This is a genomic window from Pedobacter psychrodurus (assembly GCF_032678585.1).
Classification (GTDB): Bacteria; Bacteroidota; Bacteroidia; order Sphingobacteriales; family Sphingobacteriaceae; genus Pedobacter; species Pedobacter psychrodurus_A.
Genome location: NZ_JAVTSN010000052.1, coordinates 1 through 17,853, shown reverse-complemented (window position 1 = coordinate 17,853; position 17,853 = coordinate 1). Strand labels below are relative to the sequence as shown.

The following is a 17,853-nucleotide window of genomic DNA, read 5'->3' as shown; positions in this document are numbered from 1 at the left end:
TAATTAATAATAAAAATGAAATTTTTAAACCTAATTTTAGTATTAAGCGGTTTGATTACCCTTAGTGCTAATGCGCAAACAAAAGTTGAATCTCCGGAAGAAAAACTAGAACAGGATAGAAAAGCGATAAAATCTTTAGCTGGTTTTTATGAAGTGAATTTCAACTACGGCGAAGTTACCGCTCCTGATCCGAACTATAAATTCAGTAAACCTTACGAAAGTCATGGCAACGAATGGGCAGAGATAATCGTTGATGAGCCAAAAAGAATTGTAATCCAACACATGCTGGCCATTAACGATACCACTGTAATTAAACACTGGCGCCAGGATTGGACCTATGAAGATACCAATATTATGCTTTATACCGAAGGCAATGCATGGAAAAAAGGCAATTTAACCCCTGTTGATGTTAAAGGAAAATGGACGCAAAAAGTTTATCAGGTTGATGATAGTCCACGCTACCAGGGATACGGAACCTGGAGCCACGTTGGCGGACACGATTCATGGTCGAGCGAAACCGATTCTCCATTACCAAGAAGAGAATCTACCGTGCGTAAAGATTACAATGTATTAAACCGTGGCAGCAGGATTACCATTACTAAAAATGGTTGGATGTTTGAACAGGACAACAAAAAAGTTGTACGTTCTGCCAATGGCGACAAATTATTGGCCGTTGAAAAAGGTTATGAGGAATTTACCAAAATAGATCCTAAAACTTTTGCTTACGCTCAAAAATGGTGGGCAAGCCAACAGACTTATTGGGCAGATGTACGTGGTGTTTGGGCTGATATTATTGGTTCGCAAAACACATTCAAAGTACAAACTATGGCAAATGGTAAATTGCTTTACGAAACACTTTTTAGTTTGGGCGATCAATCGATCAAAGAAAAATGGACCGCAAATCAGAACAAAGAAAAAATCAAAACTGCTTTACAACCATATCTGGTAAAGTAAGAAAAGTGATTTCTATAATTAATGGTTGATGATTAATGGCGAAGGCTGGTAACCATCAACCATTTTTTTTTGTTAGTCGGGATTTGAAATCGACTGGATGAACTGTGGATTTTTAATCCACTGAAGGATTAAAACCTTTCCAAATTCGGATCTACAAATCCCGACCAACAGCCAGGCTTGTAAGAATCTCAACTAAGCGCTATATTAGCAGATATCTAATGTTAAATCTCATGAACTTTTTTAAAAACTATTTTCTCGCTGCCGGCATTGTTTGGACACTGGGTGCATTATCAATTCTATGCTTTAAATTTAATTTCCAAACGCGTGAAATTACCTTAACGCTTCTTTTTCCACTTGCATATGCTATTATCAGGTTGTTCGACCAATCAAAACAATTACCCAAAACAGAGTAATCCCCTGTACTATTCAATATTTTGATATGAGAATTTTTCTTTTAATTGCATTTTCCCTAGTCTCAAATTACAGTTTCGCACAAGATTCAACTTATACCAGAAATCTAGTCAACATCCTCACATCAAAACAATTTTGGGGCAGGGGTTATACCAAAGATGGGATGAAAAAAGCGGCAGATTACCTTGGGGTAGAATATCAAAAAATTGGCCTGCTGCCAATGGGCATATCTTATAAGCAGGCTTTTAATTTTCCTGTAAACACCTTCCCGGGAAAAATGATGGTAGCCATTAACGGACAAAAACTTGTTCCCGGTAAAGATTTCATTGTAAACAATGAGAGTCCGGGCATTAAGCTAAAGGCCCGGTTAATTCAGGTCGACAGCCTAAATTACCAAGCTACTCCGTCTTTACAGATTTCATTTAAAGATAAGCTCACCTGGTCTGTAGCAACTGAAGTTGGCGCCACAACAATTATTCAGGTCAATAAAAAGAGTTTCAAAGCACTCCCAAAAGAAATCAGTGTCGATATCGAAAATAAACTTCTTCCCAATTTTGAGGCGGCCAATGTTTGTGGTTTGGTTAAAGGCACCAAGTATACCGATTCTATTTTAATCATTACGGCGCATTATGACCATTTAGGTGGAATGGGTGCAGACACTTATTTCCCTGGTGCAAATGATAATGCCGCCGGCGTGGCCACTTTATTAAGCCTGGCCAAATATTATGCAGCCCATCCTCAGCCCTATTCTATCGGTTTTATCTGTTTTGCTGCAGAAGAAGCGGGATTATTGGGTTCGAGCTATTTTGTAGAAAATCCATTAGTGCCTTTAAGTAAGATTAAATTCCTCATAAATTTAGATTTGGTAGGTACTGGCCAAGCGGGCATGACGGTAGTGAATGCATCCGTTTATCCAAAAGCATTTGCACAATTAAACGCCATCAACAATGAAAATCATTATATCTCCAAAATAAATTCAAGGGGCAAGGCCGCAAACAGCGACCACTATTTCTTTACCGAAAAAGGTGTTCCTGCATTCTTCATCTACACCCAGGGCGGCCCTTCGGCCTACCATGATGTATTCGACAAACCAGAAACCTTACCACTTACCGAGTATAAAGACCTGTTTAAATTAATCGTTGGTTTTAATCAAAAACTGATGGAATAATTTCCCTTTTTAGGACGAAAGCTTTAAATCGCTATCCGAACGCTTAATTCTGAATACCCAATCCTTAAATTTCCATTTTCCCCGATTGGGATAATATTATAAAGCTTTGGGATAATTAAATTTAGCAGTAAAGCGTATATAGTCATCTTTGGATCAACAAAAAAGAACCAAAATCATGAGAACTATACAAAAACTTAGCCTTGCATTATTACTGCTGATAGCATTTACGATTAAATCGAATGCCCAGAACCAAATCGAGATTGTTATAGTAGGCTCTGCCCACGACAACTCTAAATCGACACAGAATTTTCAGGCCATCATTGACAAACTTAAAAACTTTAAACCCGACATGGTTTTTGGCGAATATCTGCCGCAGGGTGATTACGCCAAACTGGAAGAAAGCAATTGGGCAAAAAAATCATTCAGAAAAGGCCACGATTATCTAGAAAAATTAAATCCGGCATCTCCGAAAAACATTGATGCACAGATTAAAAAAGATCAAAAAGCACTTAACTCATTCGCCTACTACCATAAAACAAGGATGAATTTAGCCGTTAATTATGCGAAAAACTGGGACCGGGGAAATGCCGATTACCAAATCTTTGTACTCGAAAATTACATGAAACAAAGCTTCGGCAAAGAAGAACAGGTTGAATATGCAAAAATGTTCGGCGGTATCGATTCATTAAAGAAAAAAGGCTTCTATAGACCAGGAAGTGAATACAGCAAAATCTATTTTCCCCTGATTTACCAATTGAAACAAGATCGGATTTACAATATGGATTGCCAAAGCTATGATAAACCATGGAGCGAAGCCTGGGGTCAAACGGATTCTTTATATAAAATTTTAACGAATAAAGCGAAAGCTGCTAGCACCTCTCAGGAAGCTGCTACCATTAAAGCTATAGAAAAATATTGGGCTTATAATGAAGAGGAAGCAAAGGTTTTTAATGCAGATCCTTATGCCGGCATGAATACCGTAAAATACGGTGTTTTAGATGAGGCCTGGAACTTTTATGGCGGCCGTCACTTTTATGGTTATGCAGGCTTCCCTACTGAAACGGTAAAAGAGATGATTGTGCAATGGACCTTAAGGAACGAAGGCATGTGCAAAAACATCATCGGGCTGGCGAAAGCCAATAAAGCAAAAAGGGTTGTAGTAGGCGTTGGCGCATCGCACCGCAAATGGATGGAAGAGATTTTAGCCAAAAACCCGGAAGTTAAAATCATCAATTATAACGATCTGCACTAAATTATATATACGCATCTACTCAGCCCCATTGCATTAGCATTGGGGCTTTTTTGGTTTTAATTTATGTAATTTTTTAGTGTGTATTTGCAAAAACACTTTAACTCTCTTACTTTTACCTAAAGATTTAGTTAATTATAAAGAATGATGCAACATTTAAACACATTGTGCGTCTACTAAATAAACTGGGTTAAAATATCGTCTATCACATTTTTTTTAGCGTTCATCACATTTAACTGCCGAATAAAAAAATAGCCGATAATTTTAGGTTCTTATTCAAAACATATATGAAGAAACTCTTACTATCGTTCGTTTTAACCTTAACGATTATCAATCTGTTTGCACAAAAAAACGGTAGCATTACCGGGATTTTAGCCGATAGTGCCAACCATAAAACCACCTTAAATTATTCAACAGTTTCGGTGTATAAAGTTGGCGATAGTGTATTGAGCACCTACAAACTATCAGATGATAAAGGAATTTTTAAGATTAATGGTTTAACCATTGGCACTAAATATCGTTTGGTGGTAACGGCATGGCAATACGGAACCTACCGAAAAGAAGTAGAGCTTACCGCCACCAACCCAGCGTTAAACTTAGGAACCCTTTATCTTTCTACCAAGGCCAACGATTTAAACGAAGTAGTTATTTCAGCAGAAAGACCACCTGTTATTGTACGTAAAGATACCATCGAATTTAATGCCGAATCTTTTAAAACCCTGCCCTCAGCAGTAGTAGAAGACCTGCTGAAAAAACTTCCTGGCGTGGCCATTGCAGCAGATGGCTCTATTCAGGTTAACGGCAAGGCGGTGAGTAAAATTTTAGTAGACGGAAAAGAGTTTTTTGGCGGCGACCAACAAATTGCAACTAAAAACCTGCCTGCAAATATTATCGACAAGGTACAGGTGGTTGACGATAAACAGGCCAAAAGACGCGATCCTGACCTTACTGCAGCTGAAATACCACAGGTTATCAATTTAAAACTAAAAAAAGCCATTAAAAAAGGAGCTTTTGGTAAATTATATGCTGGTGGCGGATTAAAAGACCTTTACCAGGCTGGTGGATTAATGAACTTTTTTAGGGATACCACGCAGGTAAGTATATTGGCTTATGCCAACAACATCAATCAGCCGGGTTTTAATCCAAATGATGTGCAGCGCATTGGCGGATTTAGCAGAAGTGGTGTAAACTCCATGATGATGAGTTCTGGCGGGTACTTCGAATTTAACGGCATCAATTTCGGGGGCAGCTACAATGGCGTACAAGCCTCATCAGGTGGCGGTTTTAATTTTAACACCTTAACCAAAAAGGGAATCAAAATCAATACACAATATTTTTTCGGCAGATCTGACAATCTTTTAGAAAAACTCACCAATACCAACCAAACTTTGGGCACAGATCGGTTGATTACCAACGCAAACGAAAATACGACCTCACTGATCCTTAAACACAATATCGGAGGAAAGTTAGATTGGCAGATCGATTCTTTAACGCAACTGACCATCGAACCTGCCATTATATTGAATTCCAACAATTCGGTGAGCAAGGTTTCTTCCCGCAACAACAATGCGAACAACCAATTGATTAATACCCTCGAAAACTTAAATGACCTCAATACTTCGAGCAATAAATACCAATTAAGGGCCGATTTCAGTAAGGACTTTAAAAAGGCAGGGAGATCATTTAACCTGGGTGCCGATGTTTCTGCTACACCAAACCCGATTATTAACTACAACAGAAGCAATAGCGTCTTTTATCTCACTCCTTCTACTTCAGAGGTTGATCAGTTGAGGAACAATTCTATTGACAACTTCAGGGGCTACCTCTATGGCAACTACACCGAACCGATCAGTAAAAAGCTGAATTTCAAGGCAGATGTAAGTGGAAACATCATCAACAACGAAAATGCATTAAGCACTTTTTACCGCAATCCGGCCAATCAACTGTATGATATTGTTGTGCCAGATTTATCGCAAACAGTTAAACAGGCTGGTTTTAAAACCAATACAAACATCAGTCTTGGTTATAAAGTAACAAAAGACCTCTATCTGCAACCTGGCTTGGTGCACAATTACATTTCGTTAAATAACCGTTTTACCAAAAGTGCAGATATAGACCAACACTATAATTTTATGTGGCCAACATTTCAGCTGAAATACAAAATATTCCGCTTTAACTATTCGGCGCGTTTTACAGAGCCCAATGTGAGTTATCTTCAGCCAGTGGCCGACAACACCAATGCATTTTATATCAGAAATGGAAACCCCAATCTACTGCCCGCCCGCATGCAGGGATTAAGCATGAATATGTATAAATACGATCCTAAAAGCCTGATCAATTACAATTTATATGGCTATGGTAATTTCACAAAAAACGGCATTGTGAATTCGATTACTATCAAAGATGGTGTACAAACGGTTAACCCGGTTAACAAAAATGGCATGTACAATTTTAGTGGCGGCGCCAATATTTCAAAAGATTTTAAAAAGGATAAAACAAGTGTGAAAGTGGGTCTAGGTTTCTGGGCCAATTTTGATCATAGCCCTGTTATTGTAAACAATGTGGAGAGCAATGCCAATGTATTTTATGTAGGTCCTAATGGAAGTGTGCGGTTAAACCTGAACGATAAGGTAGAGATTAATCAGTCGTATTCGGTAAACCTGAACCGCAGCAGGTACGACGACAGTTATTATTCCAACGTGAGTTACAATACGCACCAAAGCACTTCCGAACTGATTATACGTTATCCAAAAAAACTGGTTTTCGAAACCAGCTATTCTTTAACGATAAATGAACAAAAAGTGGCCGGATATAATAACAATATCAAATTCTGGAATGCTGCCCTAACCTACCTGTTTATGAAAAATGATAGGGCACAGTTAAAATTTTCAGTGAATGATATTTTGCAGAGCAACGTGCGCAGGAATATACAGATTACAGGAAACAGTATCATCGATACGCAGAGTAATAACCTGGGCAGATATGGCATGCTCACCCTCACTTACAACATCCAAAACTTTGGACAAAAAGTAGGTGGCAGACAAACGTTTTTTAGTTTTTAAATTGCTCCCTTGTCATCCTGAATATAATGAAGGATCCCTAACCTAGATAGCGCAAATGTAATATGCTCTATAATTAAAGATTCTTCACTACGTTCAGAATGACAAATTTATAATTTCCGTGTTCTGTGTCTCCACATAACACGGAAATGAATAATCTTTTATAAAAAAACCTCCGCTAACAACTCATACGATCTCACCCTATCCTCAAAATGTTCGGTAATGGTAACCGCCATCAGTTCATCCACATCATAATCAGCTGCCAATTGGGTAAGCCGGTCTTTAATTACTGCAGGTGTACCGTAAATCATCCGCTGTTTATTGGCATTAATTCTTTCCTGCTCCGCAACACTGTAAGTTACATCTTTAATATCCTCCCAGCCCACTGCAGGTAATCCCTTACCTTTTTCCAATTGTAAAAACCGATAACTCATTAAGGCTTCCTGTTGTTTTACCTTTTCTTCATCTTCCGAACAAAAAACATGAAGTGCCACATTTTCAACAGCTTGCGCCAGATCTACCGAAGGTTTAAAATGTTCACGATAGTATTGAACAGCCTGTGCACCACCAACAGGATTGATAAAATGTGCATAAGAGAACCCCATTCCAAAATGTGCCGCAAACAGAGCGCTTTGTCCACTGCTGCTTAAAAGCCATTGTGTTGGAACCGTTTCCGAGATTGGTATGGCTTTTATTTTAGCTTGAATGCCGCCATCAGACGTATCGTGCAAATAGTGCTGCAATTCGCGCAACTGCTCTGCAAAATCCTGCTCACTCCAGGTATTTGATGGATTAAGCATTGAAGCCGTAATCCGGTCGGTACCCGGTGCCCTACCCATCCCCAGATCGATCCGGTTGGGATGCATGACCTCCAATAAGCGAAAACTCTCTGCTACTTTTAAAGCACTATGGTTGGGCAGCATAATGCCGCCAGACCCAATCCTTAATGTTTTGGTATGATTGGCCAAATGGGCAATTAAGATCTCGGGCGTAGAACCAGCCAAACTGGTGGTATTGTGATGCTCAGAGACCCAGAAACGGTGATAACCCAAGCGCTCGGTTTCTTGTGCAAGTATAGTGGTTTCCTCAATGGCACGGCGGGCGGTTACACCTTTACGTACCGGCGATTGATCTAAAACACTTAATTTAATTTTCGTATTGCTCATATGCTTATCAAACAAATCTATGCGACTGTTGATTTAAAATACAACTACGAAAAACATTATGACTTTTAAATTACCCCTACCCTCTTAAGGGGAAACTAAAATTTAAAACATTAAACTTTCTGTTTAAATAAAAATGAAGCCCCTTTAGGGGTTTGGGCTTAGTTTAACCAAATACTGATCTTCTCCATCATCGAAAATCATTTCCGTACCCCATCCCGTTTCTTTAGCAATACGTTTAATGGTTTCTTCGTCAACATAAATCCAGTTGAACCAATCGCCTTTTTCGCCTCTATACTCGTATTGGTATGATACCTCGCCATAATATTGATTTTGCGGTTTCGGCATGTCTTCGTATAGATAAGCAATATCAGACGAATCGAAAATCACCTGCCCATTAGGGTTGATGAGCTCTTTTAATTTGATGAGAAAATCCTTAAATCCTGCCAAGGTTCCGGTAAGGCCGATCCCATTCATGAGCATGATAATGGTATCGAATTTCTCTTCATAAGCAAAAACATCTTGTAACAGCGCCTTTTTTACGCCACGCTCTTTCATAATGTCTACTGCTGCTTCCGAAATATCGATGGCTGTTACATCTATATTAAAAGCCTGCAAAAGTAAAGCGTGACTGCCAACACCTGCACCGATATCCAATACTTTTCCTCTGCACATGTGCAAAGCCTGAAGTTCTAAAACAGGCATATCTTCATCATCGCGGAAGAAAAATTCTAAAGGCATTTCTTCCGGCTCACCATACGAATTGTGCAACCAAAGAGTATCGGCTTCGCCAGTTCTGTAAATATCTGTTAACGCTTTACCAAAAACATCCATAGGGCAAAGATAGAGAAAATGGAAGATGGAGGAGGTATGAGGGTGGATGGAAATGATAATATTTAATAGCACAGCTCGCAGTTGGTCGGGATTTGTAACCCCGTCTATTAAAAACCCTTCAAAAACAATTGTAAGGCCAGATCATAAGTAAAAAAGGTCCGGATTACAAATCCGGACCAATATATCCAAATGTTACTCAATCTCAAATACCTGATGGTATTCCGGAATAGCTACATGTTTAAAACCTTTATCCTTTAACCTGCTGGCAAAATGTTGTTGCACATCATATTCACCGTGCACCAAAAATAGCTGTTTCACTTTTGCAGGGTCCTGACAAGATAAAAAGTGCAATAAATCTTCATAATCACCATGCGCACTCATCGATTTTATCGATCGTACTTCGGCTTTAACCTCTAGCTCTTCACGAAAAATCTCTACCGCTTTTTGTCCCGCGATTAATTTACCCCCAAGCGAATTGGGTTCGCAATAGCCCACCATTAAAATGGTGTTCTTTTGATTTCCAATATTGTTTCTGATATGGTGTTTTACCCGGCCAGCCTCTGCCATTCCCGATGCCGAAATAATCACGCAAGGCCTTGGATCAGCATTTAAAGCTTTCGATTCTTCTACGCTTTCTACAAAACGCAATCCCTTAAAACCAAATACATCATGATCGATCTTTAAGGTTTCTTTAACACCGTTATTATATACTTCAGGATGGTTCTTAAGGATTTCGGTCGCTTTTGATGATAACGGACTATCTACATAATATGGAATATCTGGCAGCTTACCTTTTAGCTCTAAACCATTCAAAGCATATAGCAGTTCCTGTGTACGACCAACAGCAAAAGCAGGAATAATTACCTTACCTTTTTTAATTTTGCAGGTATTGTTAATGATCTCCAAAAGCATATTTTCAATCGGATCAAGATCTTTATGCAGCGAATCGCCATAGGTAGATTCCATTAAAATATAATCGGCCTGATCAAACTGTTGCGGACTTTTTAAAAGCAGATCACCATAACGGCCAACATCACCAGAAAAAGTAATGCGTGTTTGTTTTCCTTCTTCCGTAATGTTAAGGTGAACTGCGGCGCTGCCCAAAATGTGGCCTGCATCGGTAAACTTTAAGCGGATTCCAGGTTCGATCTCAAAATCTTCCTCATACTCCACAATCTTCATCTGACTAAGCGTTTTGGTAACGTCTTCTTCAGTGTAAAGTGGCTCTTCCATTTCCTCACCCTTGTGCAAATGGCGGTTCGAAAACTCCGCATCCTGCACCTGGATTTTTGCAGAATCCATCATTAAAATACGGGCAAGATCCATCGTTGCGGAAGTACAGAAAATTTTTCCACCAAAACCTTCTGAAACCAGTTTAGGCAATAAACCACAATGGTCGATATGTGCGTGCGATAAAACGAGATAGGTAACCTTTTTGGCGTCGAATCCAAAATAGTCGTTTAGTTTATCTGTAACGTGGCCCATCCCCTGGAATAAGCCACAATCTAATAATATTTGAGTGCCGTTTTTTAAGGTAATAAGGTGCTTGCTCCCCGTAACAGTACGGGCGGCACCATGAAAAGCAATGTTCATTTAAATGCTGGTTAGAATATATATAGAATAAAAATGCCGGATATTTCCGGCACTTCCAATTCTTTAAGCATTTATTTCTGCTATTTTATCTTTAACCTTATCTGCTACACCAGTTGCTTTATCGGCCAAACCTGCTAATTTATCTTTCGAAGCGTCTAACAGATCAGCAAAAAAATCTGATACTTTACTTTTTAAATCGCTTGTCGAATCTGATGATAATGCCAATGCGATTGTTGCACCAAGTGCTGCTCCAGCTAATACGCCTACTATAATTTTTGTTTCCTTTGTCATAACTTTAAGTCTTTAATAATTAAACATTAATTCGCACTTGTTGTTTTGGTTTTATTACAACATAAATCATTCCATTTACATGAAGCATATTTTTTTTATCGATCTAGACAATACCATTTATTTTACCAAACCCCATGAAGAACAGTTAATGGGTGAGTTATACGCTTTTTTAGAAAATTTGGATTTAGGGATCAGTAAAGAAGATTTTCAGCTTGCAAAACAAGACATGCTTAGAACACCATTTCAAAAAGTGGCTAAAAAATATGGATTTAACGAAGCGGTGATGCCCAAAGTACTTGCTTATTTGCAAAACCGCGAGGTAAGCAAACCGTTAAAACCTAGCAACGATTACCACTACATCAAAAGCCTTAAGGGCAGAAAGTTTATTGTAACCGCAGGTTTTCAGAAACAGCAAACTTCGAAAGTAAGGATGTTGGGCATAGCCGATGATTTTGAACATGTACATGTTGTGGATGTTTCAAAAAGCAATAAAAAAGAAGCTTTTAAACTATTGATTGATCAATACAAACTAAAAACAGAAGATATTTTAATTATAGGTGATGATGCCGAGTCGGAAATTAAATTCGGTCTCGAACTGGGGATAAGTACTTTTTTATTAGACCCCGAAAACCTGCATCCAAAAGCCGAAAGCACTTTTAGGGGAACTGATTTAAGCAATCTTCATGCCGCAGCCGGGCAATGAATCTTCTCTAAGATTAAGCAGTCTGGACACACTCGCTAGTATCGATAGTTGTAAGATTGCTTCGTGCCCCGCATCCGATAGCTATTGGATCGGGTCTAGGTAGATAAGGCAGTACAAATATTAACGTGCTGGGTGCTAATCTGCACAAGCCCTCGTTTATAAACCCGGTAGTAGCGGCAGCTCCCGATATTTCATCGGGACTATAGCGGATAACGGGACTGCTGTTCCGAAGTTGCACTAAATGTTCATTTCCAAATCAAAACATTAACAATTTCCATCATCTTGCTATTAAGTATATAACTCTTTTAAATAAAAAAGTCCCGACTTTCATCGGGACTTTTCGTTTTATCCTCTGCCACCTCTTGATGGTCTTCCGCTTTCACCGCCACCTCTTTGTTGTTGTGGTGGAGCTTCTGTTCTTCTTTGTTCTTGTCTTTGTTGTTGTTGCTGCTGTTGTTGTTGAGCTCTTTGTTGTTGCGCCTGAGCATCACGTTGTGCACGCTCTTGTTGCTGTTGTTGCGCTTGCTGGGCACGTTGTTGTTGCGCCTGCTCATTACGCTGTTGTTGCGCCTGGGCATCGCGTTGAGCCCTTTCTTGCTGCTGGGCCTGAGCTTGTTGTGCACGTTGTTGCTGCGCCTGCTCATTACGCTGTTGTTGTGCCTGGGCATCGCGTTGAGCTCTTTCCTGTTGTTGAGCCTGAGCCTGTTGCGTACGTTGTTGTTGCACCTGCTCACCACGTTGTTGCTGAGCCTGAGCATCACGTTGCGCTCTTTCTTGTTGTTGTCCCTGAGTTTGTTGAGCACGTTGCTGCTGCAATTGTTCATTACGTTGTGCTCTTTGTTGTTCCATTTGAGCAGCTCGTTGTTGTTGGTCTACCTGACCACGTTGTTGCCCCTGAACATCACGTTGCGCACGTTGTTGATCCTGGCTCGCGCGGTCTTGCTGGGTACGCTGTTGTCTGATCTGCTCTAAACGTTGCTGATCCTGGCCACGGTTTACATTTTCCTGTCCGCTTCTTCCGTCTACACCATTGCTGTTGTTGCGGCTAACACGTCCGTTTGCATCCCTGTTGTAAGCCTCACCCCTATTATTAGGCTGATTGTTATTATTATCTCGACCTGGAGTACCATTAGCTCTATCAGGTTGTGCAGTACGGTTATCTCTTGAACCAAAACGGTTATCGTTTTTGTTAGGAGTACCGCCTCTTTGATCGCGGTTGGTATACCCTTCGTTTCTTCCGCCTCTGCTAAAACCAGCATTTCCTTGCTCAAATTTCCGGGGTGCTGCGTTACGGTTATCGGCATTGCGCTCAGGTCTTGGTCTGTAAATAGATACTTCCCTGCTGTTAATCCTGCTTGCACCTGGCCTGGAACCCTGCGAATATCTATAAACTGTTACATTCCTATTGGTTGCACGTCTGATATCTTCAATCCTTGGACCGCCATAATAATTCCTTCTGTTATATACATAAGTATTATTGATGATCGTGGTATTACGGATATATACATTATTTCTTCCGTAATCATATCTTGGAAAGGTATTGATATAAATATTACTTTGAGGAATAAAGTTCCAACAGAATTCCGGTACTGAATAACGACGGCCAAAGCTCAGATTAATGCTGATACTCGGTGCCATTGGCGCCCAACCGTAATAACCATCGCCACTTCTCCAATCTACCCAGGCTGGTCCCCAATTGGTATCAGGTAACCAGATCCATTGGCGGTAACTGTTAATTACCCAACGGCCATAGTGGAAAGGTGCCCAGCCCCAATCGTAATTGGAAACCCAGGTATTACCGTATTCGGTCATGGCCCAACGTCCGTTTGTATAATATGGACGAAATTCGTTCTGGTCTACATCCGGGCGCCAAACATAACCATATTGAGGATCCTGAATCCAGGTTCCATAGGGCGAAAGTTCATCGTAAAAAGTCTGTAAAGAAACGTTGCCAGTGCTGTAACCATCATCCTGGTAGTCGTTTTGATAGTCTTGTGCCCTGACTAGGGTTGTGGTTCCGGCAAGGAGCGCAAAGAGCCCCAGCACAAGTGCCGTAGATTTCAGTGTTTTCATTTGTGTGTTTTATTTTAATAACCTAATGTGTGTGTATCAATTAGAGAACCAAAAATATAGAAGGTTTAATATGCAAGCATAGTTTTTACATTTTCCCTCAAATATTGCCCCGCAGGTCATATTTAACTAATATTTAACGTTTTAAGCCAGGTTTAATTGTGCAGAAAATAAGTCAGTTAGAAATAAAATTTGCTACACCTTTGTTTGTAAAAGAGATTATATTGCCAATACCACAAACTTTAGAACTTAAATTCTATTTATTGTAAGTATTTTTGTGGCATGCAAAAAGGCACTTTATACCTCATTCCCGTACCATTGGCCGAAGAGGTAGCACACAAAACTTTCACCCCTTATCTGGTTGATACCATTAACCAGATTGATACTTATATTGTAGAAAACAGTAAAACAGCCCGTCGCTTTTTAAAAGAGGCAGGTTTAAAAACAGCTCAGAAAGATTTAATCGTACACGATTATGGCAAACACAACAGAACAGACCTGGGTCAGTTTTTTGTTGAACTTGCTGCCGGAAAAGATGTAGGCCTAATGAGCGAAGCAGGTTGCCCTGGTATTGCTGATCCAGGTGCCGATATTGTTGCTGAAGCACATAAACGTGGCATTAAAGTAGTTCCTTTGGTGGGGCCTAGTTCCATTCTATTGGCTTTAATGGCATCAGGATTTAATGGACAGAGTTTTGCTTTTTGGGGATATTTACCCATCGATAAAGAACAGCGCACCAAAAGAATCAAAGATCTGGATCTATCGGCAAGCCGCTACAAGCAGACACAGATTTTTATTGAAACACCTTTCCGCAATAACCAGCTTTTCGAAGAGGTCTTGAAAAGCTGTAAACCCAATACTCAGGTTTGCGTCGCAAGCAACCTTACCGCTGAGGATGAGTTTATCAAAACACAAAGTGTTTACAACTGGCGGAAAGAGGAAATAGATCTTCATAAAAAGCCAACGATATTTTTGTTGTATTAGTTGGTTCATTGGTCATTGGTTCATTAGTAACTAGCCAATAGCCGGTTATTGATGATTGGTTATTAGTTTATTGTTCACATTAGTTGCCTAACCATCGCTTGCTGCACTGTGTTTAAAATGAAGACCTAATTCAAAAAAATAAAACTAATCCGGTTCCCATTGGTTGTTATAATAGCGCTCCGTAACATTATTCACTAAATTTTACCATTATGAAAAATACGAGCACACCAAAAAACAATCCAACCGTTCAGGGCAGTTCGATAGCAGACAGGGCCAACCACGATATTAAAACGGATAAAAAAATTCAGGGTATCACCAATGGCGGTGGTCAAAGGTCTGATCAGACTTCGAATAAGGATAATCAGAGAAAATACGACAATAAGAAATAATTAAAAAAATCGTAACAGAAGCCAGGTCGAAAATTCATTGAATAGAGTTTTCGACCTGGCTTTTTTTATCAAAGCAGCGTGTGTTATTTCGCCATTACATTGTAGAAATTATAATCCGTCATAGGGGCTCCGGTAATTCCTAAATTGTGGCAAATGGTAATAATCTGCCCACGGTGGTAGGTGCTGTGGTTAAAAACATGCAGTACATATTCAAAATTCTGAAAGTCGGAAGTAAACCAAGGGCTTTGAATTTCCGTTTTCTCATTAAACCTGTCTTCGCTAATAGCTGTAATATATACCGCCAGGTTTTCTGACTGTTTCAACAGGTCTTCAAAAATATCCGTTAAACTTCCGTATTCCCGAAATTCAAATTCGCTTTTAGTGAGAATAGCGTACCAATATTCCTGTGTTTGTAAAATATGGGCGAGGGTTAACTTTATACTTTTAAAACTCGATAATACTTCTTGCTCCAATAATTGCTGTGGATGTTTTTTTAACCAGTTGATCAAGGTTAAATTTGCCCAGAAATTATAGTTTGCATAATTTTTCATTAAATACACAAGGGAAGTTTCTTCCATTGTTTCTGCGAATAATTGTTCCTGTATCATAGTATTTTGTTTTTGTTATACAAAGAAAATACAGGCCACTGACAACCCTATGGCAGTGCAAAAATCATCTTAAAAATATTTACAAAAAACATCGTCCATCACACCTTTTCCATCTCACATTTCCCATTATACATCTTCCATTACATTCCTATCTAATCACCCGATCAGGAGAAAATGCGATAAAATATTCTGATCCGGACTGGATGCTAATGATAGAATCGGGTACATTTACTTTGGGCTGTTCTATTTTGAGTTGTTGTAAAACACTTGCTGCAAAATCATGTATGAGTTCTGGATTTACCCTAACAGAAACTGTAGGAAAAAAATCGTGTTCTATTTTGGCCTTTCCTTCCTCACTTACCTGACTAAATTTCCAGGATTCGTGTGCCCGAAAGCCGTTTTCATTGTTCGAATTATTTAAATGGTATAAAAATACCTTCGCCTGTAAGGCTATATTCTCATTTTGCATACGATACATTTTAGCCCTTATGGCCGTTGTTTGGTAAGGTAAGAAGAATTAACCGGTGGTACCCGTTTTTCTACATACAACCAGACATGGAATAAAGCCATTCTCTCTCTCTACCAAACCCATTTAAATCAAGAATTATCCTTAAAACCGATAGTTAGTGTAAATTTTTAAATACAAATATAGTTTTAAACAATTACAAGGTGTACGGATTAGGTTTTCGTGTAAAATTCTATCAATAGAAAAAAATCATGTAACACGTTCTTTTACATTTGTTTATCAGCTATTAAGGACTAACTAACTTAAATCCCATGAAAAAAAATCTAAAACAGATCGCTATTGTTGCGATGGTTGCAGTAGTATTTGCAGCCTGCAAAAAAAACCAGGAATCATCAACAACAGAACCACAAGAAACGGTAAAAAACACCGATAAGGTTTTACAGCACATTAAAAATCTCGGTTTCCCTGAATCAAGCATTGTCGACAATGGAAATGAATATGTTGTTGAGGAAGATATTATATTCCCTAAAAACATGGAAATTCCTGTTACTACAGCCGGACCAAGAACAGAACAGTACTACACCGGGAGCATTGTAAACGCTACGAAAAAATTGAATATCAGGATTTTTGTAGATGCCTCTATGACTTCTATGAGCAGCGAAATCAATAGTGCGATTGCGCAATGGAACGCTGTTCCAAATTCTACTTTGCGCTTCAGCACCGTAACTACTGCTCCTTACGACATCCTGATCAAAAATGAAAATTTAGGAAATGGTGTTTGTGGTCAAGGACAATTCCCATCTGGTGGAAGTGCGGGTGCTTTGGTTAAAATCAATAAAAATTATATTGCAGGCAATTCATTTGCACAACGTGCAAGAACCATTTGCCATGAGTTTGGTCATTGCATCTCGTTCAGGCATACCAATTGGGCTGCTATAGGCGAATCGAGTGCAACAAATGTACCTGGTGTTACCGGAACTGATGCTTCATCCCTTATGAATGGCGGACAGTGTGGCTCGGGTGCTACTGTTTTATCTACAAAAGATAAAAACGCAACCGCAGCCTTATATTAAAATTTTTAAAATCCCTAATCAAACCTAAACCAAGTCCTTAATCAGCTAAGTAATGATAAGCTCAGGATCAGATCAATCCTGGGCTTATTCTTTAGCCAGGGCTATAATGTCTTTCCCTTCTAAAACCCGCCTTTCATCGTTATGGCTTAAAGTATTGATCATGGCATTGGCCAGCTCAGCCATGGTACAAAATCCATTCGGATAAATACTTCTTCCAATAGGAAACAACCAGTTGATATACTTATAGAATTTGTGGGCATATTTTTGCCCTGGTAGAGGCTTAATAAAACCCGGCCGGAAATTAAAAACCTGTTCGAAAGGTAATTTCATTAAATCATTTTCAGTTTTCCCTTTTACCTGCGCCCATTTCTGTCGACCATGTTCATTGGTTCCCCCGCCAGAAACATAACAAAAAGTCATATCGCTATTGAGTTTACTCAAAGTTTCGGCAACATGCATGGTTAAAGTATAGGTCATTTTATAATAGGTATCGTTATCAACACCCACTGAGCTAATTCCCAAACAAAAGAAACAGGCGTTATAACCTGTTAACTGACTTTCTATTCCTGAAAAATCAAAAAAATCAGCATGGATAAGCTCTTTTAGTTTCGGATGCACATAACCACAGGCTTTGCGGTTAATCACCAGCACGCTGTTGATTTCGGGACTGTTTAAACATTGCATCAATACCCCCTCACCTACCATTCCGGTAGCACCGGTAATAATGACGTTAAACTGATCTCTGGTCTTTCCCATGAAGTTGATTCTATTTAAATAAAACGAAGTAAGTTAATCTTTGTTTGGGAGAATAGAATCGTAAAACCAAAAAATTTAATTT

Annotated in this window: 16 protein-coding genes; 8 read left to right on the top strand and 8 right to left on the bottom strand. The window is 39.3% G+C overall.

What is annotated here, in order from left to right:
- Positions 1 to 15: 15 nt before the first annotated feature.
- The 4 genes from R2S57_RS25635 to R2S57_RS25620 all read left to right on the top strand — a co-directional run bounded on the left by R2S57_RS25635 (position 16) and on the right by R2S57_RS25620 (position 6,844).
- A complete protein-coding gene (locus tag R2S57_RS25635; protein ID WP_316847774.1) occupies positions 16 to 954 on the top strand; it encodes a DUF6607 family protein in 939 nt (312 codons plus the stop codon).
- Positions 955 to 1,393: 439 nt separating this feature from the next.
- Complete coding sequence (locus R2S57_RS25630; RefSeq protein WP_316847773.1) at positions 1,394 to 2,533, top strand: M28 family metallopeptidase; 1,140 nt, start codon at positions 1,394 to 1,396, stop codon at positions 2,531 to 2,533.
- A gap of 175 nt (positions 2,534 to 2,708) precedes the next feature.
- Positions 2,709 to 3,785, top strand: coding sequence for a DUF5694 domain-containing protein (locus R2S57_RS25625; RefSeq protein WP_316847772.1), 1,077 nt, complete (start codon positions 2,709 to 2,711; stop codon positions 3,783 to 3,785).
- 284 nt (positions 3,786 to 4,069) lie between these two features.
- Positions 4,070 to 6,844 carry an outer membrane beta-barrel protein gene (locus R2S57_RS25620; RefSeq protein WP_316847771.1) on the top strand — a complete coding sequence of 925 codons (2,775 nt, stop codon included), beginning with the start codon at positions 4,070 to 4,072 and terminating at the stop codon, positions 6,842 to 6,844.
- 158 nt (positions 6,845 to 7,002) lie between these two features.
- Here the strand turns inward: R2S57_RS25620 and R2S57_RS25615 are convergent, their stop codons facing one another.
- From R2S57_RS25615 to R2S57_RS25600, 4 genes are all read right to left on the bottom strand, one after another.
- Positions 7,003 to 8,007 carry an LLM class flavin-dependent oxidoreductase gene (locus tag R2S57_RS25615; protein WP_316847770.1) on the bottom strand — a complete coding sequence of 335 codons (1,005 nt, stop codon included), beginning with the start codon at positions 8,005 to 8,007 and terminating at the stop codon, positions 7,003 to 7,005.
- A 144-nt stretch (positions 8,008 to 8,151) separates the two neighbouring features.
- Positions 8,152 to 8,838, bottom strand: coding sequence for a class I SAM-dependent methyltransferase (locus R2S57_RS25610; protein WP_316847769.1), 687 nt, complete (start codon positions 8,836 to 8,838; stop codon positions 8,152 to 8,154).
- Between the two features lie 192 nt (positions 8,839 to 9,030).
- On the bottom strand, positions 9,031 to 10,431 hold the full coding sequence (locus R2S57_RS25605) for an MBL fold metallo-hydrolase (RefSeq protein ID WP_316847768.1): 1,401 nt from the start codon (positions 10,429 to 10,431) through the stop codon (positions 9,031 to 9,033).
- A 63-nt stretch (positions 10,432 to 10,494) separates the two neighbouring features.
- Complete coding sequence (locus R2S57_RS25600; protein ID WP_316847767.1) at positions 10,495 to 10,722, bottom strand: YtxH domain-containing protein; 228 nt, start codon at positions 10,720 to 10,722, stop codon at positions 10,495 to 10,497.
- Positions 10,723 to 10,801: 79 nt separating this feature from the next.
- Between R2S57_RS25600 and R2S57_RS25595 the strand changes: the two genes are divergently transcribed.
- Complete coding sequence (locus tag R2S57_RS25595) at positions 10,802 to 11,425, top strand: HAD family hydrolase (protein WP_316847766.1); 624 nt, start codon at positions 10,802 to 10,804, stop codon at positions 11,423 to 11,425.
- Positions 11,426 to 11,770: 345 nt separating this feature from the next.
- On the opposite strand, the gene R2S57_RS25590 is transcribed toward R2S57_RS25595, so the two are convergent.
- Positions 11,771 to 13,498, bottom strand: a complete 1,728-nt coding sequence (locus R2S57_RS25590; RefSeq protein ID WP_316847765.1) for a DUF6600 domain-containing protein — start codon at positions 13,496 to 13,498, stop codon at positions 11,771 to 11,773.
- Between the two features lie 279 nt (positions 13,499 to 13,777).
- Here R2S57_RS25590 and R2S57_RS25585 point away from each other — a divergent pair, with 279 nt between their 5' ends.
- Both R2S57_RS25585 and R2S57_RS25580 read left to right on the top strand, forming a co-directional pair.
- Positions 13,778 to 14,479, top strand: coding sequence for an SAM-dependent methyltransferase (locus tag R2S57_RS25585; protein ID WP_316847764.1), 702 nt, complete (start codon positions 13,778 to 13,780; stop codon positions 14,477 to 14,479).
- A gap of 209 nt (positions 14,480 to 14,688) precedes the next feature.
- Complete coding sequence (locus tag R2S57_RS25580; RefSeq protein ID WP_316847763.1) at positions 14,689 to 14,868, top strand: hypothetical protein; 180 nt, start codon at positions 14,689 to 14,691, stop codon at positions 14,866 to 14,868.
- Between the two features lie 83 nt (positions 14,869 to 14,951).
- On the opposite strand, the gene R2S57_RS25575 is transcribed toward R2S57_RS25580, so the two are convergent.
- Positions 14,952 to 15,476: a DinB family protein gene (locus R2S57_RS25575; protein WP_316847762.1), complete on the bottom strand. Its 525-nt coding sequence runs from the start codon at positions 15,474 to 15,476 to the stop codon at positions 14,952 to 14,954.
- Between the two features lie 148 nt (positions 15,477 to 15,624).
- Entirely contained in the window at positions 15,625 to 15,945 is a 321-nt protein-coding gene (locus R2S57_RS25570; protein ID WP_316847761.1) for a hypothetical protein, read from the bottom strand.
- Between the two features lie 308 nt (positions 15,946 to 16,253).
- On the opposite strand from R2S57_RS25570, the gene R2S57_RS25565 reads away from it, so the two are divergent.
- Positions 16,254 to 17,015 carry a M57 family metalloprotease gene (locus R2S57_RS25565; protein ID WP_316847760.1) on the top strand — a complete coding sequence of 254 codons (762 nt, stop codon included), beginning with the start codon at positions 16,254 to 16,256 and terminating at the stop codon, positions 17,013 to 17,015.
- An 84-nt stretch (positions 17,016 to 17,099) separates the two neighbouring features.
- Here R2S57_RS25565 and R2S57_RS25560 read toward each other — a convergent pair whose 3' ends face one another.
- Entirely contained in the window at positions 17,100 to 17,771 is a 672-nt protein-coding gene (locus R2S57_RS25560) for an NAD-dependent epimerase/dehydratase family protein (RefSeq protein WP_316847759.1), read from the bottom strand.
- Positions 17,772 to 17,853 lie beyond the last annotated feature (82 nt).